The following is a 20,293-nucleotide window of genomic DNA, read 5'->3' on the forward strand; positions in this document are numbered from 1 at the left end:
GAAAAGCAGTTCTTCTTGACAACGGGGCAGTGTTTAAAAGGATTTCGTATGCGATCGGCCGCCGAGTGGCAGGCGTGTCGTGCGCGGCGAGCGGGCTGGCCGGCGCGTTGCCACGTAACAGCTGCTCGCCCGATTTATGCGACAACGCCATCCTGTCGCGTAATCGCATGTAATTGATTCGGCGATGTGATCGGCATAATGTTTATCCCAGGCAGAAGCCCATCCTCGAACCTTGCCAATAAGACGATGATTTTCAGTCGATTATATGCAGGTACATCACGGATATTACGGAAAGGATGATTTCCGTGTGAGGCTGCTGTCGGGAAGGAAGCATTGATTTATCGACTCATTCAATTACCTCTCAGAGGAAAAAATGGCAAAAATTTATTACACGGCCGATACCAACTGGATCATCGGCGTCACCGATCGCGTCAAAGGCAACAGGGTGGTGCTCGTTCCCGCCAGTACCGACCATCTGTATACAGAGTGGGATTTCCAATCGGATGGCGGAATCACGCTGCACAGCGACCCCACGCTCGCCATCGACTGCGGAACGGTATCCGACGAACAATACCTTGCCCTGAACACCTACGTGAAAAACCACGCGTCGGCCTCTCAGCAATGGCAATTCGACCCGCAATCGGATGACACGCAATCGGGCTACATCGAAAACGTGACCAATTCGCAACTTGTCTTCGACCTTCAATGGAGAAAGGTCGCGAATGGCACGCCCATCTGGACATTCGCGGCAAACGCATCGGATGCGGAGATCTGGAGCCCGGTTCCGGTCCCCCAGGATTCTTTCAAGAAGTGACTGACACATACTTCGATGGTGCGCCGATCTACTTGTTCGGCGCACCATCGTAACTGCCGGTGGGCACGCCTACACTCGATTACATGGCTAAGTCATTTGAATTCCCGTGATTGTCTGAAAGCAATAAGCTCGAGGCTGTCTTACACCTAACCAGCCCGGTGAGATCCAGTGCGGTGTTCGGAAAGGATATTGGGGTCGGGGGCTTGAACGCGAGTGTCCATTACATGGGCTCGCGTTCCGCCGTCGCTGCATCCGGCATAGAGTTGTCCCGCGCACGATTTGCGTGGGCGGCGAACGTGCCGGTTCCCGCAACCGCCCGTCATTCATTTTGGGTCGCTGGACCCTAAATCGCTGTAAACTCACGCTTTTGCTGCCACGCCCCCCATTCCAGATGTCCCAATCCCCCAAAGTAGGGTTCGTATCCCTCGGCTGCCCGAAAGCGCTCGTCGATTCCGAACAAATCATCACGCAACTGCGCGCCGAAGGTTATGAAATCTCCGGCAGCTACGACGGCGCCGACCTCGTCGTCGTGAACACCTGCGGCTTCATCGACGAAGCCGTGCAGGAAAGCCTCGACGCGATCGGCGAAGCGCTGACCGAGAACGGCAAGGTGATCGTCACCGGCTGCCTCGGCGCGAAATCGAGCGCGAGCGGCTCGAACCTGATCGAGGAAGTCCACCCGAAGGTGCTCGCCGTCACCGGCCCCCACGCGGTGGGCGAGGTGATGCAGGCCGTGCATTCGCACCTGCCGAAGCCGCACGACCCGTTCGTCGATCTCGTGCCCGCGGCCGGCATCAAGCTCACGCCGCGTCACTACGCGTACCTGAAGATCTCCGAAGGCTGCAACCACCGTTGCACGTTCTGCATCATCCCGTCGATGCGCGGCGACCTCGTGTCGCGTCCGGTCGCCGAAGTGATGCTGGAAGCCGAGAACCTGTTCAAGTCGGGCGTGAAGGAACTGCTCGTGATCTCGCAGGACACGAGCGCATACGGCGTCGACGTGAAGTACCGCACGGGCTTCTGGAACGGCAAGCCGATCAAGACGCGCATGACCGACCTGGTCGCCGCGCTCGGCGAACTCGCCGCGCAGTACGGCGCGTGGGTGCGCCTGCACTACGTGTATCCGTACCCGAGCGTCGACGAAGTGATTCCGCTGATGGCCGAAGGCCCGTTCAAGGGCCACGTGCTGCCGTATCTCGACGTGCCGTTCCAGCACGCGCATCCGGAAGTGCTGAAGCGCATGAAGCGGCCGGCGAACGCCGAGAAGGTGCTCGAGCGCGTGCAGAAGTGGCGCGAGATCTGCCCGGACCTGACGATCCGCAGCACGTTCATCGCGGGCTTCCCTGGCGAGACGGAAGCACAGTTCGAAACGCTGCTCGATTTCATCCGCGAAGCGGAACTCGATCGCGTCGGCTGTTTCGCGTATTCGCCGGTCGAAGGCGCGACCGCGAACGACCTGGATGGCGCGCTGCCGGACGAGGTCCGCGAGGAGCGTCGCGCGCGCTTCATGGAAGTGGCGGAGGAAGTGTCGGCAAAGCGCATGCAGCGCAAGGTCGGCAAGACGCTCAAGGTGCTGATCGACGAAGTCAGCGCGGAAGGCGGCATCGGCCGTACGGCAGCCGATGCGCCGGAGATCGACGGCGTCGTCTACGTCGAGCCGGCGGCGAAGGCGTCGAAGCGCTACAAGGTCGGCGATTTCGTGTCCGTGAAGATCACGGGCGCCGACGGCCACGATCTGTGGGGCGAGGTGTAAGCGATGGCCGCCGCATTCCCGGAGATCCTCGCGCTCGGCGAGGCGATGATCGAATTCAACCAGTCGCAGCCGGGTCGTCCTGAATTCCTGCAGGGCTTCGGCGGCGACACGTCGAACTTCTGCATCGCGGCGGCGCGCCAGCGCGCATCGACGGGCTTCGTGTCGGCGATCGGCGACGATCCGTTCGGCCGCCTGCTGGCCGACATGTGGGCGTCGGAGCAGGTCGACACGACGTACGTGCGGATCGACCGCTCGGCGCCGACCGGCGTGTATTTCGTCACGCACGGCGCCGACGGCCATCAGTTCGACTATCTGCGCGCGGGGTCGGCGGCGAGCCGCTACGCGACGGCCGACCTGCCGCTCGACGCGCTCGCGGCCGCGAAGGCCGTGCACCTGTCGGGCATCAGTCTGGCGATCAGCACGGCCGCGTGCGACGCGGCGTTCGCGGCGATCGACCATGCGCGTCGCAGCGGCGCGAAGGTCAGCTTCGACACGAACCTGCGCCTGAAGCTGTGGCCGCTGCCGCGTGCCCGTGCGGTGATGCGCGAGGCGCTGCGGCAGACGGACATCTGCCTGCCGAGCTGGGACGACGTCACGGCGCTCACGGGCGCGAACGATCGCGACGCGATCGTCGACGCGATGCTCGAACACGGGCCGCAGGTCGTCGCGCTGAAGCTCGGCAAGGAAGGCGCGTATGTCGCGACGCCGCACGAACGGCGCGTCGTGCCGGGCTTCGCGGTCGAGGCCGTCGACGCGACCGGTGCGGGCGACTGCTTCGGCGGTGCGTTCGTCGCGCGGATCGTCGCGGGCGATGATCCGTTCGCGGCCGCGCGTTATGCGAACGCGGCGGCGGCGCTGTCGACGACCGGTTACGGCGCGGTCGCGCCGATTCCGCACCGCGATGCGGTGGAACGCCTGATGCAGGGCTGACGCGACACGCGCCCGCCCGCGCATTCGCGGCGCAGGTTTGCGCGGTCATGCAGGAACCGGGTCCCGGCCCGGCGCGGTCCGCGATGGTCGGGCGAATCTGAAGCAAGGAGCAACACAAGGTGGGTCGATATTCGGAATGGCAACGGGCGCTCGTCGTCGCGGGTGCGCTGGCAGCGGGCATCGCGATGCCGACGGTGGTCGCCGCGCAGGCGGTCGCACCGGGCGTGCAGCAGGATGAACCGGCGCCCGCGCGGCCGCTGAAGCCGAATCCCGAGTTTGCCCGCCTGCCGCGCTACGAAGGCACGCTCGGTGATCGGCCGATCGTCGTGCACCTCGGCCCGAAGACGGACGAGGAAGGCGTGCACGGCGAATACCAGTTCGCCGACACGGGCGAAGTCGTGCTGCTCGCGGGCGACCGCGACGGCGATACGCTCGAGATCGAGGAGTCGAACGACGGCACGAACATCACCGGCGTATGGATCGGCCGCTTCGACGCGACGGGCGACCTGAAGGCAGACCGGATGAATTCGGACGAATCGGACCCGCAGCCGGTCGTGCTGCACCTGGCGCCGGGCAAGCGCGCGGCGCTGCAGGTGCGCGACGGCCGGGTGCAGGAAATCGAGACGGTGGGCGGCGTCGTCAACCTGCGTACCGACGACTGAGCGCGTGCTGGCTCGGTGCGCGCGGCGCGCATTGTACCGGGCCAAGCGCGCCGATTTTGGCTACTCTAACGACATATTCCGCAACCGAACGGCCTCGTGCCCGGCCCCCAGTCATGACTGCATCCACTCCCAAGCGCGCGCTGCAAACCCGCATCGTTCAACCCGACGACGTCATTCCGGAAGGCTTCCGTTCGTTCGTGCCGCCGGTCGCGCGCGCGTCGACGGTCGTGTTCCCCGATCTCGCGACGATGCGCGCGCTGGTCTGGCACGACGACAACCAGTGGCGCTACGGGCTGCACGCGACGCCGACGTCGCTCGCGCTCGCGCAGCGGCTCGCCGAGATCGAAGGCGGCACGCACGCGCTGCTGCAACCGTCGGGCCTCGCGGCGATCATGAACGTCTACTTCGGGATCGTGAAAGCGGGCGACGACGTGCTGATTCCGCATAACGTGTACGGCCCGAACGCCGATTTCGGCAACTGGCTCGCGAACGATTTCGGCATCACCGTGCGCGGTTACGATCCGCTGATCGGCGCCGGCATCGCCGAGTTGATCCAGCCGAACACGCGGCTGATCTGGCTCGAGGCGCCGGGCTCGGTGACGATGGAAGTGCCCGACGTGCAGGCGATCACGGCCGCCGCGAAGGCGCGCGGCATCGTCACCGCGATCGACAACACCTTTTCGGCGGGGCTCGCGTTCAAGCCGTTCGCGCATGGCGTCGACATTTCGGTGCAGGCGCTGACCAAGTATCAGTCGGGCGGCAGCGACGTGCTGATGGGCGCGACGATCACCGCGAATGCGGAACTGCACGCGAAGCTGAAGCTCGCGCGGATGCGCTGCGGGATCGGCGTATCGGTCGACGATTGCTCGCTCGTGCTGCGCAGCCTGCCGAGCATGCAGGTGCGCTTCGATGCGCACAGCAAGAGCGCGCTCGCCCTCGCGCAGTGGCTGAAGGCGCGGCCGGAGATCGCGACGGTGCTGCACCCGCAGATCGCCGACTGCCCGGGGCATGCGTCGTTCATGCGCGATTTCACGGGCGCGGGCGGGCTGTTCTCGGTGGTGTTCGACGCACGCTACGGCGCGGAGCAGATCGACCGTTTCGTCGAGTCGCTCGAGCTGTTCGCGATCGGCTGGAGCTGGGGCGGCGCGTGCAGCCTCGCGATGCCTTACGACGTCGCGTCGATGCGTCCGGACTGGCCGCATCGCGGCACGCTGGTGCGTTTCTACGTGGGTCTGGAAGACGAAGCGGATTTGCGCGCCGACATCGAGCGGGCGATGCAGGCCACGCTCGGCTGATTGCACGCCGGCAACGTCCGGCAGAAAAACGAAACGCCGGCGCGATATCGCATCGCGCCGGCGTTTTTCATTGACGGTGCCGCGGGATCAGAACAGGCGCAGCAGCCCGTCGAGGCCGACATGGTCGAATGCGACGGTCGCCGCATCGCGCACGACGGGCTTCGCGTGGAACGCGACCGACAGCCCGGCTTCGGCCATCATCTTCAGGTCGTTCGACCCGTCGCCCATCGCGATCGCGCGGCTCGGCTCGAGGCCGAGCGACGCGCACGTGTCGCGCAGCAGGCGCGCCTTCACGTCGGCGTTGACGATCTCGCCGAGCACCTTGCCGGTCAGCTTGCCGTCGACGATCTCGAGCGTGTTCGCGTGCGCGTAGTCGAGGCCGAGGCGGGCTTTCAGCCGCTCGGTGAAGAACGTGAAGCCGCCCGACACGAGCAGCGTCTTCAGGCCGGCGGCCTTCACGCCGGCCAGCATCGTCTCGGCGCCCGGCGACAGTTGCAGCCGTTCTTCGTACACGCGCTCGAGTGCGTGCGCGTCGAGCCCGGCCAGCAGCGCGACGCGGCGCGTGAGGCTTTCGTTGAAATCGCGGATCTCGCCGCGCATCGCCGCTTCGGTGATCTCCGCGACCTGCGTTTTCAGCCCGCAGAAATCGGCGATCTCGTCGATGCATTCGATCGTGATCAGCGTCGAATCCATGTCCATCACCGCGAGCCCGAAATCGCCGAGCGTGCGGCCAGCCTCGACGAAGCCGAAGTCGAGCGCATGCGTGCCGCAGTACGCGTCGATGTCGAGGCGTTGCGCCGGGCTCGCGTTTTCGATGCGCAGCGCGTGATCGTCGGTCTGCACGACACGGGTGCCGCGCGACAGCGCGAGCAGCGGTTTGTGATGGGCGTCCGACAGCGGCGCAAGACTCTGGATGACGAGATTGTGGGTCATGACGAGTGGTTGGGAAGCGAATGAATGACGTGCGCGGCCCACGGGTGGCCGCCTGCGCGCGCGGGCCCCGTGCGGCTGCGGGCCAGTGCGTCGCGAACGCGCCATTGTAGCCGGTTGGTCGCGCGTGGCGGCCGGCGCCGGCGCGAAACCGGGCGCGGTACGGCGGCGGTCACCCGTTTGCGCGATCCCAGTACGGCGGATCGCCGAAATGCTCGGCCAGGAACGCGATGAACGCGAGCGTTTTCAGCGGCACGTGCGCGCGGCTCGGATAGACGGCCCAGATCGCGACGTCGTCCGCGAACGGATAGTCGTCGAGCACGGTGACGAGCGCGCCGCTCGCGAGCAGCGGGCCGACGTCCCAGGTCGATTTGATCGCGATCCCGAAGCCATCGACGAGCGCTTCGCGGATCGCCTCGCCGTTGCTCGCGACGAGCCGGCCGCCGACCCGCACCGTGAGCGGGCCCTGCGGCGTCGCGAACGACCAGTCGCGCTGGTCGCCGAGGATCACGCACTCGTGCTGCGTCAGATCGGCCGGATGCCGCGGCGTGCCGTGTTCGGCGAGATAGGCGGGCGAGCAGCACAGCACGCGGCGGTTGGCGGCGAGCTTGCGGGCGACGAGCGTCGAATCCTTCAGCGCGCCGAGGCGGATCGCGACGTCGTAGCCGTCGTCGACCAGATCGACGATCTCGTCGGACAGGCGCAAATCGAGCGACACGGACGGGTAGCGGCGCAGGAACGCCGGAATCACCGGCGCGACGTGCTGGCGGCCGAACGACGACGACATCGACACCTTCAGCCGCCCGTACGGCTCGCTGCGACCGCGGCCGACCGACGCGCGCGCGGCGTCGGCGGCGGCCAGCAGCGCGTCGGCGCGTGCCATGAAGATTTCGCCGTCCTGCGTGAGGCTGATGCGGCGCGTGGTGCGGTGCAGCAGCCGCGCGCCGAGCTGGCGTTCGAGCTGGGCGATGCGCGCGCTCGCGACCGCGGCCGACACGCCGAATTCGCGCCCGGCCGCGCTGACGTTCGCGAGCAGCGCCGCGCGCACGAACAGCGCGACGTCGAGCAGGTCGAGCGGCTTGTCGGGCGCGGGAATGGGATCAGGCGTCGGATCGGACGTCATTATTCTGAAATTCCTGAAAATGTTTCAGGAAATATAGCGGTTTTCTCGAATGATCGGGTTGCCTACGATGGCACGCATGGAGGTTGCGCCGCAGCCTGCCGTATCCCCTGAAAGGAGTATCGAGATGAAAGCCGTTGGATTGACCCGTTATCTGCCGATCGACGACCCGCAAGCGTTGCTCGACGTCGAACTGCCGCAGCCCGTGCCGGGCTCGCGCGACCTGCTCGTGAAAGTCGATGCGATTTCCGTGAACCCGGTCGACACCAAGGTGCGTGCGCCGAAGCCGCAGGTCGAGGAGACGCCGCGCGTGCTCGGCTGGGATGCGGCCGGCACGGTCGTCGCGGTCGGCGCCGACGTCACGCTGTTCCGGCCCGGCGACGAAGTGTTCTACGCGGGCAGCATCATGCGGCCCGGCGCGAACAGCGAATTCCATGCGGTCGACGAGCGGATCGCCGCGCTGAAGCCGCGCACGCTCGACTTCGCGGCGGCGGCCGCGCTGCCGCTCACCGCGCTGACCGCGTGGGAAGCGCTGTTCGACCGGTTGCGCGTGTCGCCGCAGGGCGCGGACGCCGGCAAGTCCGTGTTGATCATCGGCGGCGCGGGCGGCGTGGGCTCGATCGCGATCCAGCTCGCGAAGACGCTCGGCAAGCTGCACGTGATCGCGACCGCGTCGCGGCCGGCATCGGCCGAATGGGTGCGCACGCTCGGCGCGGATGCGGTGGTCGACCATTTCGGCGATTTGCCGGCGCAATTGCGCGAGACCGGGCATCCGAGCGTCGACTACGTACTGATCTTCAACGATACCGACCGTCATTTCCCGGCCGCGGCGGAAGTCATCCGGCCGCAGGGCGGCATTTGCACGATCGTCGAGAACGCGAAGCCGGTGCCGGTCGAATTGCTGAAGGCGAAGAGCGCCGCGTTTCACTGGGAGTTCATGTTCACGCGCGCGATGTTCGAGACGCCGGACATGATCGAGCAGCACAAGATCCTGAGCGAGGTCGCGCGGCTCGTCGACGGCGGCACGCTGCGCACGACGCTCGGCGAACAGCTCGGCGCGATCAATGCCGAGAACGTGCGGCGCGCGCACCGGATGCTCGAGGGCGGGCGCGCGATCGGCAAGCTCGTGCTGAGCGGCTTCTGAGCCGGCAGCGCGCGTAAGGCGGCGGCGCCGCGAACGCAAGCGGGGTAACACCCGATGCGTTCGCGGCGCATTGCGCCCCGCTTGGCGGTAGACTGGCAACGCATCATGCATCTAAAACCGCGGCACGCGCGTGCCGCCGCATGACAAGGAGGTCAGCATGAGCCAACGCAGCTTGTCGGTCGCCGCATCGTGGTCGGTCGTGTTCGCGGCGGCGTGCGCCAGCGCGAGCGTATTCGCGGCGCCGCCGGTCAAGGGCAGCCTGAAGGGCGGCGGGAGGGGGCAGCTCGAATACACCGTCAAGGTCGACTCGAAGACCTTCGGCAATACGCAGGAGACCCGCAAGATTCGCTCGGGCGAGACGGACGATTTCAACTGGAAGTCGGTGCCGCCGAGCGGCGCGGTCGCGATGCCGGACGGCTGCCCGAACGCCGACAACCTGCCGCGCGACGCGAACGGCGCGATGGTGCGGCAGACCCAGGTGCGGCTCGCGCCGTCGGTCGACGCGAAGGGTGTCGCGAACGTGCAGTTGAGCTTCCAGGCGGCCGCGCCGAAGGGCATGCGCAGCGTGACGGCCGGCGGCAAGTCGCTGCAGTGTCCGGACGTCGTGTCGGTGAGCCAGGTGAAGTGGGTGTCGCTGCCGACCAACGGCGGGTCGAAGGCCGTGACGATGAGCGACGGCACCAAGGTGACGGTGTCGATCAAGCATTGAGCGGCGCGCGTGGGCCGGCGTTTCGTCCGGTGCGCGCGCAACCGGTTCGATTTGGCGGAACGAGCAGGGCGGCACGCGAGCAGATCGCGCCGCGCCGCCGTTGCCATGCGTTTCCGCTATCTGCTTCGCGGTACGGCGCGCCGACCGTGCAACGGCGCTGCGTGACGTCATGCGGATGTCACGTTATGCTCGCCCGCATTCTTTCCTTTCCGTCACGACATCCCGATGAAACTTCGAATGCGTGCGGTGCTGTCCGCCATTGCGTTCGTCGCCGCGCACGCTCATGCGGCCGACGAGTGCAGTTTCGTGAAGAAGGTCGAGCTGCCGTCGCGACAGCAGGTGGCGGTGGTATCCAGCGGCGCACTCGAACCGTGCTCGACCGGCAGCTACGCGGTGCGCGTGTATTCGACCGCGCATGCCGCCCCGGGCTTCGATACCGACGATTACGTGACCGGCACGCTGCACGCGCGCGACGGTACCGTCGCCGATGCGTACACGGCCGACCTCGGCGCACGCGCGCCGCAGGCGCTCGTCGTGACCACGCGCTCGGCCGGCAGCGGCGGCTACGTCGGCGCGCAGGCGTATGTGACGACGCCGCGCGCGGTGCGGCTCGTCGCATCGGTCGACGGGCTCGCGCCCGACGCGGATATCGCGGCCGCCCTTCGGCAGGCAATCGGCAAGCGACGCGGCGCGCACTGATCGCACCGATCGCCCGATGTGCCGCCGCCGCGCGTCAGTGCGTTCGCTCTTCGAGCCGCGACGCGAGAAAGCGGTGATCGGCCGAGAACAGCCGGCGATAGGTCATCAGCACCGCGCCGACGGTGCCGAGCGCGGACGCCGCCGCGATCAGGAACATGATCACGATCTGGTAGCGCACGGCCTGCAGCGGCGACTGACCGGCCAGCACCTGGCCCGTCATCATCCCCGGCAGGCTCACGACGCCGACCACCGCCATCTGGTTCAGCGTCGGCAGCATGCCGGCGCGCACGGCCTGGCGCGCGGCGTCCTGCGCGGCTTCCCAGCGCGTCGCCCCGAGCGCGAGGGCGGTCTCGACACGATCGCGGCGCGCGGTGAGTTCTTCCATCATCCGCTCGACGCCGAGCGAGACGCCCGTCAGCGTATTGCCGAGAATCATCCCGAGGATCGGGATCGCGTATTGCGGCGCGAACCACGGATGGATGCGGATCACGACGAACAGTCCGACCGCCGCGACGAACCAGCTGCTGAACCAGATCGACGCGATGCTGTCGATGCGCTGGCCGCGATACGTGCGCTTGCCGCGCCCCGCGCCGGCGAAACCGGCGATCAGCGTCATCAGCGCGGTGAGCGGCAGCACGACGTACCAGTGCGGATGGCCGAACACCCAGCCGAGCACGTAGCCGATCGCGAGCAATTGCACGACGGTGCGCACCGCCGCGAGCGCGAGCTTGCGGCCGAGGCCGAGCGACAGCGCCGCCGAGATCGCGCCGTTGACGGCGACGAGCGCGGCCGCGATGCCGACGTCGACGAGGCTCAGGTCCTGCAGGGCCGGGCTCATTGCGCGGCCTCCGTCGGGTTCGCCGCATGCAGGACGCCCGCCTGCATCACGAGCCGCATCGTGCCGATCCGCGCGGCCTGGGCCGGATCGTGCGAGATCCACATGTACGCGCGGGCGTCGGGCGCCGCGTCGAACCACGCGCCGACGAGCGCTTCGATCGCGCGCGCCGATTCGGGATCGAGCGCGGACGTCGGCTCGTCGAGCAGCAGCACGTCGGGATCGAGCTGCAGCACGCGCAGCAACGCGGTGATCTGCGCTTCGCCGCCGGACAGGTCGCTCGCGCGCTTGTCGAGAAAATCGGCGCCGCGGCCGGCCTGCGCGGCGAGCGCTTCGGCGCGGGAGCGATCGAACGCGACGTCGCGATAGATCGCGAGCGAGTACGGGTAGCGCAACTGCGATTCGACGGTGCCGTCCATCTGCGCGGGGCGCTGGCGGACATAGGCGATGCTGCGCCGATAGCGCGGAATCGCGCTGCGCCGGATCCGGCGGCCGCGCCACAGGAGGTGGCCGCCGTCGAGCGGATCGAGCAGCGCGAGTGCGCGCAGCAGCACGCTCTTGCCCGACCCGGATGGTCCGGTGATAGCAATTTGCGATCCCGCGGCGAGGCTGAAATCGGTCGGAGCGAGCAGCGTCTTGCCGCTGCTGGTGTCGCGCCGCGTGATGTGCTGCGCGTCGATGAGGCCGGTGGGGGAGGTCATGTCACAAATGAAAAAAAGCGTTAATGGCGCCGAAAGGCCGCCATGTCGTGCGCCATAATACCCATTGAAAAGTCGCCGTTGTCGTGCGCCGTTCGTCCACGCAAGCGGCCCGGCATCGTGCGGCAACGCTTCAGAACAACAACGGAACCGCCATGACGCTAACCCGAACCATCGGCAAATCGGCTGCATGGATCGTCGGTATCGTCGCGGTGCTCATCGCGGCGGCCGGCATCTTTATTCTCACGTTCGACTGGAACCGCGCGAAACCGTGGGTCAACGAACACGTGAGTACCGCGCTCGGCCGCCCGTTTGCGATCAACGGCGACATCAAGGTCGGCTGGCGTCGTCCCGATGGCGAGACCGGCTGGCGTGCATGGATACCCTGGCCGAGCTTCTCGGCCACGCAACTCGAGATCGGCAATCCCGACTGGGCGCAGGCGCCCAAGTTCGTCACGCTCGATGCCGCGCACTTCGATCTCGCGCTCCTGCCGCTGCTGGCGCATGAAATCGTCATCCCTTCGATCGACGTCGTCAATCCTGCCGTCGATCTCGAACGGCGCGCGGACGGCAGCAATACATGGACCTTCCAGTTCAAGCAATCGGGGCAACCGAACAAGTGGAAAGTGCGGCTCGACAGCTTCGGGTTCGCGAAGGGTACCGTCGTCTATCGCGATGCGATCACCCAGGCCGATCTGACGATCGGGATCGATACGCTCGGCCAGCCGATCCCGCTCGGCGACGTGCTGAAGGAGCAGGAACAGAAGTCGCGCGCGGCGTCCGCCCAGCGCGTCGGCAAGCGCGGCGCCGCGCAATTGAGCGCGAAGGCGAACGCCGAGGCTGCGTCGGATGCATCCCGCGCATCGGCGGCGCAGGTCCCGAGCGCGGCATCGACGTCCGGGTCCGCATCGGGTGTGCTGCCTGCGTCCGTGGTGAATACGGCTTCGTCCGCATCGACGGTTGCGTCCGCATCCGGCGCGAGCGGCGCATCGGCCGCCTCCGGTGCCACCGTGCCCGCGAAGCCGTCCGGCCCGACCTATGCGTTCGGCCTGAAGTTCGACGGCCGCTACAAGAACGTGCCGGTCACCGGCACCGGCAAGGTGGGCGGCGTGCTGGCGATCGAGAACGCGACGCAGCCGTTCCCGCTGCAGGCCGACGTGAAGGCCGGGGACACGCGGCTCGCGATCGTCGGCACGCTGACCGATCCGATGCATCTGGCGGCGCTCGACCTGCGACTGTGGCTGCAGGGCACGTCGATGTCGCATCTCTACCAGCTGACCGGCATCACGCTGCCCGACACGCCGCCGTATGCGACGGAGGGGCGCCTGATTGGCCAGATCAAGCAAAATGCGAGCACGTTCCGCTACGAGAACTTCAACGGGCGCGTCGGCGGCAGCGATCTGCACGGCACGCTGACGTGGGCGCAGCGCGAGCCGCGTCCGAAGCTGTCGGGTGAGCTCGTGTCGAACCTGCTGCAGTTCTCCGACCTCGCGCCGGTGATCGGCGCCGACTCGGCCGCCAGCAAGAAGAAGCGCGGCGACACGACGCGCCAGCCGCCGGACCGCGTGCTGCCGGTCGCGGCGTTCCGCACCGAACGGTGGAGCGCGATCGATGCGGACGTGAAGTTCACCGGCCGCAAGCTGATCAAGAGCCCGCAGTTGCCGATCACCGACCTGTATACGCATATCCTGCTGCAGGACGGCGTGCTGACGCTCGAGCCGCTGCAGTTCGGCGTCGCGGGCGGCACGCTCGCGACGAATGCGCATCTCGACGGCAGCCGCACGCCGCTGAAGGGCCGCTTCACGCTGGCCGCGCGGCATCTGAAGCTCAAGCAACTGTTCCCGACGCAGAAGGTGATGCAGACGGCCCTCGGCGAAATCAACGGCGATGCGTCGCTGTCGGCAACGGGCAACTCGCCGGCCGCGCTCGCGGCGACGTCGACCGGCGAAGTGAAGGCGCTGATCACCAACGGCCGCATCAGCCGCTTGCTGATGGAGGCGGCGGGGTTGAACGTCGCGAACGTCGTCTACGAGAAGCTGTTCGGCAACCGCGACGTCAACATCAACTGCGCGGCGATCGACTTCGTGGCGACCGACGGCATGCTCGATCCGAAGGTGTTCGCGCTCGATACCGACGATGCGCTGATCAACGTCGACGGCCCGATCAACCTGCGCGACGAATCGATCGACCTGAAGATCCATCCGCACACGAAGGGCTTCCGGATCTTCTCGCTGCGCTCGCCGTTGTATGCGAAGGGCACGTTCAAGAACCCGAAGGTCGGCGTCGATGCGGGCGCGCTCGCGCTGCGCGCCGGCGCGATGGTCGGACTCGGGCTGCTCAACCCGTTCGCGGCGCTGATCCCGCTGATCGCGCCGAGCAACAACCGCGACGTGCCGTGCGCCGAACTGTTCGGGCAGATGAAGGCCAAGGCGGCGCAGAAGGGGGCGGCGAAGGCCGGCAAGTGACGCGCGGCCACGGGCGCGGCATGCGCGACCGTGCGGCTTCGGCGTCGTTGCCGCGCCTGGCTGAGCGTCGGCCGCGCTGCGCTGCCAGCGCGCTCAGCGGCGGGCGCGCGCCCAGACGATCACCGGTTCGACCTCCCGGCCGGCGATCCGCACCGGTCCGGCGGTGCCGAGCTGCAGCCGGTCGCCATCCAGGCTGACGACACGCTGCTGGACGTTGCCGATCCAGTTCGGATACAGGCTGACGTCCATTTCATGGGTCAACGTGCCGTCGTCGTCGACGCTAAAGGGGCCCGAATACGCGATGTAGCCGTGCGCCGCGGCCGCGCGCTCCTCGACGCTGCCGCCTTGCAGGTCGCCGTCCGCGTAGGGCGGGCGGCCGGCCGCCATCAGTTGTGCGGACATGTAGCCGTCGGGCGTGTAGAGGATCCAGCCGCGCGCGTCGCGGCCGAGCGGATAGGTGACGGTGCTGCCGTCGCGCGGGCGGATTTCGTACGAGACGAGGCGCCATGCGCCGACGAGTTGTTCGCGAAGCTGGCTGGCGAGCATGCGGGATTCCGGTGAGACGGCGGTGACGCGCGTGCCGTCATGTTGACGGGCCGCCGGGCGGCGGGCGTGAGGGCCGGGAATACGCTGCCGGGGCGGGGCGGTCGGCAGTTTCTCCGACACCTGCTAAAATACACGGTTTTCCGTCGATTTCTCTCTTAACGGGACCTGCCGTGCTTTCTACTGCCAACATCACGATGCAATTCGGGCCGAAGCCCTTGTTCGAGAATATCTCGGTCAAATTCGGCGAGGGCAACCGCTACGGTCTGATCGGCGCGAACGGCTGTGGCAAGTCGACCTTCATGAAGATCCTCGGCGGCGACCTCGAGCCGAGCGCCGGCAACGTCGCGCTGGAGCCGAACGTCCGCCTCGGCAAGCTGCGCCAGGACCAGTTCGCGTACGAAGACGTGCGCGTGCTCGACGTCGTGATGATGGGCCACACCGAGATGTGGGCCGCGATGACCGAGCGTGACGCGATCTACGCGAACCCGGAAGCCACCGACGACGACTACATGCACGCGGCCGAGCTCGAAGGCAAGTTCGCCGAATACGGCGGCTACGACGCCGAAGCGCGCGCGGGTGCGCTGCTGCTGGGCATCGGCATCGAGGAGAAGTTCCACAACGGCACGATGGCCGACGTCGCACCGGGCTGGAAGCTGCGCGTGCTGCTCGCGCAGGCGCTGTTTTCGAAGCCGGACGTGCTGCTGCTCGACGAACCGACCAACAACCTCGACATCAACTCGATCCGTTGGCTCGAGCAGACGCTCAACGAGTACAACTCGACGATGATCATCATCTCGCACGATCGTCACTTCCTGAACTCGGTATGCACGCACATGGCCGACATGGACTTCGGCACGCTGAAGGTCTGGCCGGGCAACTACGACGACTACATGCTCGCATCGGCACAGGCGCGCGAGCGCCAGGCCGCGGCGAATACGCGTGCGAAGGAACGCGTGGCCGAACTGCAGGACTTCGTGCGCCGCTTCTCGGCGAACAAGTCGAAGGCGCGCCAGGCCACCAGCCGCGCGAAGCAGATCGACAAGATCAAGATCGAGGAATTCAAGCCGTCGTCGCGCCAGAATCCGTTCATCCGTTTCGAGTTCGAGAAGAAGCTGCACAACGTCGCGGTGGTCGCCGAAGAGATCACGAAGAAGTACGAGCGCACGATCTTCCAGAACTTCAACCTGTCGGTGCAGCCGGGCGAGCGCATCGCGATCATCGGCGAGAACGGCGCGGGCAAGACGACGCTGCTGCGTTCGCTGCTCGGCGCGCTGCCGCTCGATCACGGCACGGTGAAGTGGTCCGAGAACGCGAACGTCGGCTACATGCCGCAGGACACGTACGAGGAATTCCCGAACGACATCACGCTGATGGACTGGATCGACCAGTACCGCAAGGACGGCGACGACGAAACGATGGTGCGCGGCACGCTGGGCCGCCTGCTGTTCTCGTCGGACGACATCAGGAAGTCGGTGAAGGTGCTGTCGGGCGGCGAAAAGGGCCGCATGATCTGGGGCAAGCTGATGCTTGGCCGCCACAACGTGCTGCTGATGGACGAGCCGACCAACCACATGGACATGGAGTCGATCGAGTCGCTGCAGATCGCGCTCGAGCAGTTCGAAGGCACGCTGATTTTCGTGTCGCACGACCGCGAGTTCGTGAGCGGGCTGGCGAACCGGATCATCGAAGTGAAGACGGACGGGACGCTGTTCGACTTCGGTGGGAATTATGAGGAGTTCCTGACGAGTCAGGGGCAGGAGTAAGTGTCCCGAGGTTTCCTCCGGTCGTGAGTCGAGCTTAGGCATCACCGCACGGAGCGAGCCAGAAGCGCTACAGGCCCGCATCGACAGCCATGTCGATGCGGGCTTTTTCATTTCCCCGCGGCCAAACCCCGCCGCGCGGCGCTTTCCAGTTTCCTCCGCGTAATCGACTTCAGGTAAATTACCCACCCAACGCCCCCATCATTCCCCATTTCACCCCGGAGTCGCCCTCGATGCAGGACCATCCTCTCCCGCTCGACCTGTCCGGCCTTGCGCCCAGCCTGTACGCGCAGGGCACCGAGGAGGGCATCCTGTCGCGCCTGATGGAGCGGATCGCGCCGACCAACCGCTTCTGCGTCGATATCGGCGCGAGCGACGGCCTGCGCAACAGCAACACCGCGCGGCTGCTGCGCGAACAGGATTGGGCCGGCGTCCTCGTGGAAGGCAGCGCATACCGGTTCGGCAAGCTTGTCGCGCACTACGCGGGCGCGGAGCGCGTCCGCCTGCACCACGATCGCGTGCAGCCCGATACGGTCGATCCACTGCTCGCCGATGCGAACGTACCGACCGACTTCGACCTGCTGTCGATCGACATCGACGGCAACGATTACTGGGTGTGGCGCGGCCTGCAGGCGTTCCAGCCGCGCATCGTCGTGATCGAATACAACCCGTACTACACGCCGCCCGAGCGCTGGGTCATGTGCTTCAATCCGGACCACGAATGGGACGGCTCGACCTATTACGGCGCGAGCCTCGAATCGCTCGTGCACCTCGGCCGCCAGAAAGGCTATGAACTCGTCTGCTGCGACGACATGGGCAACAACGCGTTCTTCGTGCGACACGACCTGTACCCGCTGCTCGGCATCGCGAGCAACGATCCGTCGGTGTTGTTCCGGCCGGCGATGTACAAGCTGCGCTACGTCGGACACAACACGTTCCTGACCGGTCATCCGTATCGGCACGGGCCGGCCGAGCATATCTGAATGGATTCGCTCGCCGTCACCTTCGACGAGATTCGCGATGCCTATGGGCTCGGTCGCGGCGGCCCGCCGACGCAGGTCAGCGAGCGGGTGTGGCATCTGCCGACCAGCAGCGGCGCGGGCGTGGCGGTCAAACTCTATGAACTCGAACACCATGCGCGCGCAGTCAAGGAAGCCGCCGTCCTCGCGCATCTGGAAACGCATGGCGATACGCGCTTCCACGTGCAGACGCTGAAGCGCACGACGTCCGGCGAATCGCTTTGGTCGGGACAACATTCCCATGCGATGCTGACGCGCTGGGAAGCCGGGCAATTCAAATCCTACGATACGTTCTCGCCAGCCGAATGGGACGCGCTCGGCGCGAGCCTGGCCGCGTTGCACGTGAGCCTCGAACGACTGCACCTGCCGTCGCTCGATACGATCCGCGCACGGTTGACCTCGATCGACGCGGACGCGGTGCGCCGCAGCCTGCTGGACGCACTCGATCGAGCCGATGCGAGCGCCACCGCCGCCGCGAACCTGCGCCGCTACGTCGATCTCGCGCTGCGCATGCTCGACCGCTACTATCCGGGCAGCATCGATGCGTTTCCGGCCAACGATCCGCAGCACCCGATCCACAACGACTACAACCAGTTCAACTATCTGTTCACGGGCACGCTGCCGCCGCTGATCGTCGACTGGGAAGCGTCGATCGGCGCGCCGCGCGAATACGAGCTGGTGCGCTGCCTGAATCATTTGCCGCTGGAAGCGCCGCACCTCGCGGAAGCGTTCGTGCGTGCGTACCGACGCGTGCGGCCGGTGAACCCGGCGCACATCGCGTGGGCGGTGGATGCCGCATGCGTGCAGCACGCGCTCAAGCTGTGGATCGTGCAAGGCTGGCTCGACGATCCGTCGCGCTTCGCGTCGCACCTGAACGGCGCGGTGACGATGGCGTCCGCGATGGTGGACGCGCGTGGCCGTCTGATCGATTTCTTTTCCCGTTGCGTGGAAGCAGGAAGCTGATGTGAGTGCGAATCCGAACGAGATCCCGAATCCGCTGCGCGCCGACGAGCGGCAGCATGTGTTTCCGCCGCCGCTGGATCGCGATTACCGCGTCGAGGACGGGCGCGTCCAGACGCGCTCGCTGGAAGCGCATATCGTCGATCACTGCAACCTCACCTGCGCGGAATGCTGCTCGCTGTCGCCGCTGTTGCCGGAGTGGTACGCGAGCCCCGAATCGATCGAAGCCGATCTGCGCAAGGCCGCGAAGGTGTTGCGTCCGCGCATGTTCAAGCTGGTCGGCGGCGAACCGCTGCTGCATCCGGCGCTCGTCGAACTCGTCGACCGCGTGCGCGGCACCGGCATCGCGCCCGTGATCTCGGTCACGACGAACGGGCTGAAGCTCGGCGAGATGCCCGACGCGTTCTGGCAGGCAGTGGATGCACTGACGATCTCGCGCTATCCGAAACCCGCGCTTTCCGCCGACCTGATCGCGCATGTCGAGCGTCAGGCCGCGCGCTTCGACGTACGGCTGAACTGGAAGGTGCAGGACGTATTCACGACGATGAACCGCGCACAGCCCGGCACGGATCGCGACGAAGCCCGGCGCCTGTATCACGATTGCTGGATCCGCGAGCGCTGCCATATGATTCGCGACGGCATGTTCTACACGTGCACGCGTCCCGCGCACTTCCACACGCTGTACAAGGGCGAGAAGGATTTCCAGGCCGACGGCCTCGCGCTGCGCGACGACGCGGGCATGCTCGACGCGATGCTCGCCTATCTGCAACGCGAGACGCCGCTCGAAGCCTGCCTGCATTGCCAGGGCGGCAGCGCGCCGGTGGCGCCGCATCGCATCCTGAAACGCATCGAAGTGAACACCTTGAAGGCTCGTTATCCATGATCGTTGGCGCGCGCGACCCGTTCGGTTTCGATCGGCTGCACTACCATCCGCGCAGCGGCGTGTCGGCGTCCGGCATCCGCGCCGTATTGCGGGCGTCGGGGCAACCGGCCGGCGCGCCGGACACGGCCGCCATCGCGGGCTACCTGAGCGGCGAGCGCCTGATCGGCCGCACCGTGCTGCGCGACGTGCTCGCGGTGCCGCCCGGTCATGAACTGATCCGGTCGCCGCAAGGGCTGACGGTGCAGCCGGCACCGGAGCGGCCGCAGCATTCAGACCTCGACGCCGTGCTGCGCGCGTCGCTGCAACGCGCGCTCGACAGCGGCAAGCGCGTCGCGCTGGCGCTGAGCGGCGGACTCGATTCGGCGCTGCTGCTCGCATTGCTGCGCGAACTCGGCGCGCTGCGACACGTGACGGCCTACATCCTCGTGACCGACATGCCCGATTACTGCGAACGCGACGCGGCGCTCGAACTCGCCGCGCAGATGCAGGCGAACGTGAAGATCGTGCGCGCGAACGAGGCCGATTTCATCGCGGCGCTGCCGAGGACAACCTACGCGGTCGAGGAGCCGATGTTCAACCTGCACCCGGTCGCGAAGCTGCTGCTGGCCGACGCGATGGCGGCGGACGGCGTCGAGGTGGCGATTACCGGCGACGGCGCGGACCAGGTGTTGCGCCGCGACCGGTCGGCCAACTATCTGCCGCTGTGCCATGCGTTGTTCGACGCCGCGTCGGTCGATCTGCATCCGCCGTTCGTCGACGCCGCCGTCGTCGCGCATCTGACGAGCATCGCGCCCGACCCGGACAAGCAGTGCCTGCGCGATCTCGGCGCGCGCCTGAACTTGCCGGAGCGTCTCGTGCACGGCCCGAAGCGCGGGCGGCTCGCGCCGGCGATGAATCTGGCGCCGCTGCTCGATCGCGACCGCACGCATGCGCTGGCCGACACGCTTGGCCTTGCCGCGCCCGCTTTGCAGACGGATACCGAACGCGTGCTGTGGACGACGCTGACACTGCTCCTCGATCATCTCGACCGCCTTCATCCCGATGCCGCGCATCGCCCAACCTGAGCCGCTG

At 66.9% G+C, this 20,293-nt stretch carries 19 protein-coding genes; 14 read left to right on the top strand and 5 right to left on the bottom strand.

The annotated features are described in order from the left end of the window. Window positions 1-373: 373 nt before the first annotated feature. From HWX55_RS10345 to HWX55_RS10365, 5 genes are all read left to right on the top strand, one after another. Window positions 374-814, top strand: coding sequence for a hypothetical protein (locus HWX55_RS10345; RefSeq protein WP_175975509.1), 441 nt, complete (start codon window positions 374-376; stop codon window positions 812-814). 391 nt (window positions 815-1,205) lie between these two features. Continuing rightward, window positions 1,206-2,567: a 30S ribosomal protein S12 methylthiotransferase RimO gene (gene rimO / locus HWX55_RS10350; RefSeq protein ID WP_175975510.1), complete on the top strand. Its 1,362-nt coding sequence runs from the start codon at window positions 1,206-1,208 to the stop codon at window positions 2,565-2,567. Between the two features lie 3 nt (window positions 2,568-2,570). After that, window positions 2,571-3,497: a sugar kinase gene (locus HWX55_RS10355; RefSeq protein WP_050015553.1), complete on the top strand. Its 927-nt coding sequence runs from the start codon at window positions 2,571-2,573 to the stop codon at window positions 3,495-3,497. 119 nt (window positions 3,498-3,616) lie between these two features. After that, window positions 3,617-4,159 (top strand): hypothetical protein, encoded by a 543-nt coding sequence (locus HWX55_RS10360; protein WP_124593058.1) that lies wholly within the window; start codon window positions 3,617-3,619, stop codon window positions 4,157-4,159. Between the two features lie 113 nt (window positions 4,160-4,272). After that, a complete protein-coding gene (locus tag HWX55_RS10365) occupies window positions 4,273-5,454 on the top strand; it encodes a cystathionine beta-lyase (protein ID WP_175975511.1) in 1,182 nt (393 codons plus the stop codon). A gap of 87 nt (window positions 5,455-5,541) precedes the next feature. On the opposite strand, the gene serB is transcribed toward HWX55_RS10365, so the two are convergent. Further along, the gene (gene serB / locus HWX55_RS10370; RefSeq protein WP_050015547.1) at window positions 5,542-6,387 is read right to left on the bottom strand and encodes a phosphoserine phosphatase SerB; all 846 of its coding nucleotides are present in this window, start codon (window positions 6,385-6,387) and stop codon (window positions 5,542-5,544) included. A gap of 169 nt (window positions 6,388-6,556) precedes the next feature. Continuing rightward, window positions 6,557-7,507 carry a LysR family transcriptional regulator gene (locus HWX55_RS10375; RefSeq protein WP_175975512.1) on the bottom strand — a complete coding sequence of 317 codons (951 nt, stop codon included), beginning with the start codon at window positions 7,505-7,507 and terminating at the stop codon, window positions 6,557-6,559. A 124-nt stretch (window positions 7,508-7,631) separates the two neighbouring features. Between HWX55_RS10375 and HWX55_RS10380 the strand changes: the two genes are divergently transcribed. From HWX55_RS10380 to HWX55_RS10390, 3 genes are all read left to right on the top strand, one after another. Further along, entirely contained in the window at window positions 7,632-8,648 is a 1,017-nt protein-coding gene (locus tag HWX55_RS10380; protein WP_175975513.1) for a zinc-binding alcohol dehydrogenase family protein, read from the top strand. A gap of 157 nt (window positions 8,649-8,805) precedes the next feature. Next, window positions 8,806-9,357, top strand: coding sequence for a DUF6013 family protein (locus HWX55_RS10385; RefSeq protein ID WP_175975514.1), 552 nt, complete (start codon window positions 8,806-8,808; stop codon window positions 9,355-9,357). Between the two features lie 225 nt (window positions 9,358-9,582). Beyond that, the gene (locus HWX55_RS10390) at window positions 9,583-10,056 is read left to right on the top strand and encodes a PliI family lysozyme inhibitor of I-type lysozyme (protein WP_175975515.1); all 474 of its coding nucleotides are present in this window, start codon (window positions 9,583-9,585) and stop codon (window positions 10,054-10,056) included. A 34-nt stretch (window positions 10,057-10,090) separates the two neighbouring features. Here HWX55_RS10390 and fetB read toward each other — a convergent pair whose 3' ends face one another. Then, complete coding sequence (fetB, locus tag HWX55_RS10395) at window positions 10,091-10,894, bottom strand: iron export ABC transporter permease subunit FetB (protein WP_027784553.1); 804 nt, start codon at window positions 10,892-10,894, stop codon at window positions 10,091-10,093. Next, window positions 10,891-11,592, bottom strand: coding sequence for an ATP-binding cassette domain-containing protein (locus HWX55_RS10400; protein WP_175975516.1), 702 nt, complete (start codon window positions 11,590-11,592; stop codon window positions 10,891-10,893). The genes fetB and HWX55_RS10400 overlap by 4 nt, the downstream gene beginning before the upstream one ends. Window positions 11,593-11,744: 152 nt before the next feature. Between HWX55_RS10400 and HWX55_RS10405 the strand changes: the two genes are divergently transcribed. Beyond that, the gene (locus tag HWX55_RS10405; RefSeq protein WP_175975517.1) at window positions 11,745-14,054 is read left to right on the top strand and encodes an AsmA family protein; all 2,310 of its coding nucleotides are present in this window, start codon (window positions 11,745-11,747) and stop codon (window positions 14,052-14,054) included. A gap of 93 nt (window positions 14,055-14,147) precedes the next feature. On the opposite strand, the gene HWX55_RS10410 is transcribed toward HWX55_RS10405, so the two are convergent. Beyond that, entirely contained in the window at window positions 14,148-14,600 is a 453-nt protein-coding gene (locus tag HWX55_RS10410) for a lipocalin-like domain-containing protein (RefSeq protein ID WP_175975518.1), read from the bottom strand. A gap of 170 nt (window positions 14,601-14,770) precedes the next feature. On the opposite strand from HWX55_RS10410, the gene HWX55_RS10415 reads away from it, so the two are divergent. The 5 genes from HWX55_RS10415 (at window position 14,771) to HWX55_RS10435 (ending at window position 20,286) form a co-directional block, all read left to right on the top strand. Beyond that, window positions 14,771-16,363 carry an ABC-F family ATPase gene (locus HWX55_RS10415; RefSeq protein ID WP_175975519.1) on the top strand — a complete coding sequence of 531 codons (1,593 nt, stop codon included), beginning with the start codon at window positions 14,771-14,773 and terminating at the stop codon, window positions 16,361-16,363. 230 nt (window positions 16,364-16,593) lie between these two features. Continuing rightward, a complete protein-coding gene (locus HWX55_RS10420; RefSeq protein WP_175975520.1) occupies window positions 16,594-17,343 on the top strand; it encodes an FkbM family methyltransferase in 750 nt (249 codons plus the stop codon). After that, on the top strand, window positions 17,344-18,342 hold the full coding sequence (locus HWX55_RS10425) for a phosphotransferase (protein ID WP_175975521.1): 999 nt from the start codon (window positions 17,344-17,346) through the stop codon (window positions 18,340-18,342). It begins immediately after the preceding gene. A 1-nt stretch (window position 18,343) separates the two neighbouring features. After that, window positions 18,344-19,222, top strand: a complete 879-nt coding sequence (locus tag HWX55_RS10430) for a 4Fe-4S cluster-binding domain-containing protein (RefSeq protein WP_175975522.1) — start codon at window positions 18,344-18,346, stop codon at window positions 19,220-19,222. Then, window positions 19,219-20,286 (top strand): asparagine synthase-related protein, encoded by a 1,068-nt coding sequence (locus HWX55_RS10435; RefSeq protein ID WP_175975523.1) that lies wholly within the window; start codon window positions 19,219-19,221, stop codon window positions 20,284-20,286. Before HWX55_RS10430 ends, HWX55_RS10435 begins: the two co-directional genes overlap by 4 nt. Window positions 20,287-20,293 lie beyond the last annotated feature (7 nt).

The organism is Burkholderia sp. BCC1047 (genome assembly GCF_902833155.1).
In the GTDB taxonomy this organism is placed as follows: domain Bacteria; phylum Pseudomonadota; class Gammaproteobacteria; order Burkholderiales; family Burkholderiaceae; genus Burkholderia; species Burkholderia sola.

Excerpts from the sequence above, each read along its gene's own strand:
- HWX55_RS10345 (WP_175975509.1), top strand. The coding sequence starts at position 374 with ATGGCAAAAATTTATTACACGGCCGATACCAACTGGATCATCGGCGTC.
- rimO (WP_175975510.1), top strand. The coding sequence starts at position 1,206 with ATGTCCCAATCCCCCAAAGTAGGGTTCGTATCCCTCGGCTGCCCGAAA.
- HWX55_RS10355 (WP_050015553.1), top strand. The coding sequence starts at position 2,571 with ATGGCCGCCGCATTCCCGGAGATCCTCGCGCTCGGCGAGGCGATGATC.
- HWX55_RS10365 (WP_175975511.1), top strand. The coding sequence starts at position 4,273 with ATGACTGCATCCACTCCCAAGCGCGCGCTGCAAACCCGCATCGTTCAA.
- serB (WP_050015547.1), bottom strand. The coding sequence starts at position 6,387 with ATGACCCACAATCTCGTCATCCAGAGTCTTGCGCCGCTGTCGGACGCC.
- HWX55_RS10375 (WP_175975512.1), bottom strand. The coding sequence starts at position 7,507 with ATGACGTCCGATCCGACGCCTGATCCCATTCCCGCGCCCGACAAGCCG.
- HWX55_RS10380 (WP_175975513.1), top strand. The coding sequence starts at position 7,632 with ATGAAAGCCGTTGGATTGACCCGTTATCTGCCGATCGACGACCCGCAA.
- HWX55_RS10385 (WP_175975514.1), top strand. The coding sequence starts at position 8,806 with ATGAGCCAACGCAGCTTGTCGGTCGCCGCATCGTGGTCGGTCGTGTTC.
- HWX55_RS10390 (WP_175975515.1), top strand. The coding sequence starts at position 9,583 with ATGAAACTTCGAATGCGTGCGGTGCTGTCCGCCATTGCGTTCGTCGCC.
- fetB (WP_027784553.1), bottom strand. The coding sequence starts at position 10,894 with ATGAGCCCGGCCCTGCAGGACCTGAGCCTCGTCGACGTCGGCATCGCG.
- HWX55_RS10400 (WP_175975516.1), bottom strand. The coding sequence starts at position 11,592 with ATGACCTCCCCCACCGGCCTCATCGACGCGCAGCACATCACGCGGCGC.
- HWX55_RS10405 (WP_175975517.1), top strand. The coding sequence starts at position 11,745 with ATGACGCTAACCCGAACCATCGGCAAATCGGCTGCATGGATCGTCGGT.
- HWX55_RS10410 (WP_175975518.1), bottom strand. The coding sequence starts at position 14,600 with ATGCTCGCCAGCCAGCTTCGCGAACAACTCGTCGGCGCATGGCGCCTC.
- HWX55_RS10420 (WP_175975520.1), top strand. The coding sequence starts at position 16,594 with ATGCAGGACCATCCTCTCCCGCTCGACCTGTCCGGCCTTGCGCCCAGC.
- HWX55_RS10425 (WP_175975521.1), top strand. The coding sequence starts at position 17,344 with ATGGATTCGCTCGCCGTCACCTTCGACGAGATTCGCGATGCCTATGGG.
- HWX55_RS10435 (WP_175975523.1), top strand. The coding sequence starts at position 19,219 with ATGATCGTTGGCGCGCGCGACCCGTTCGGTTTCGATCGGCTGCACTAC.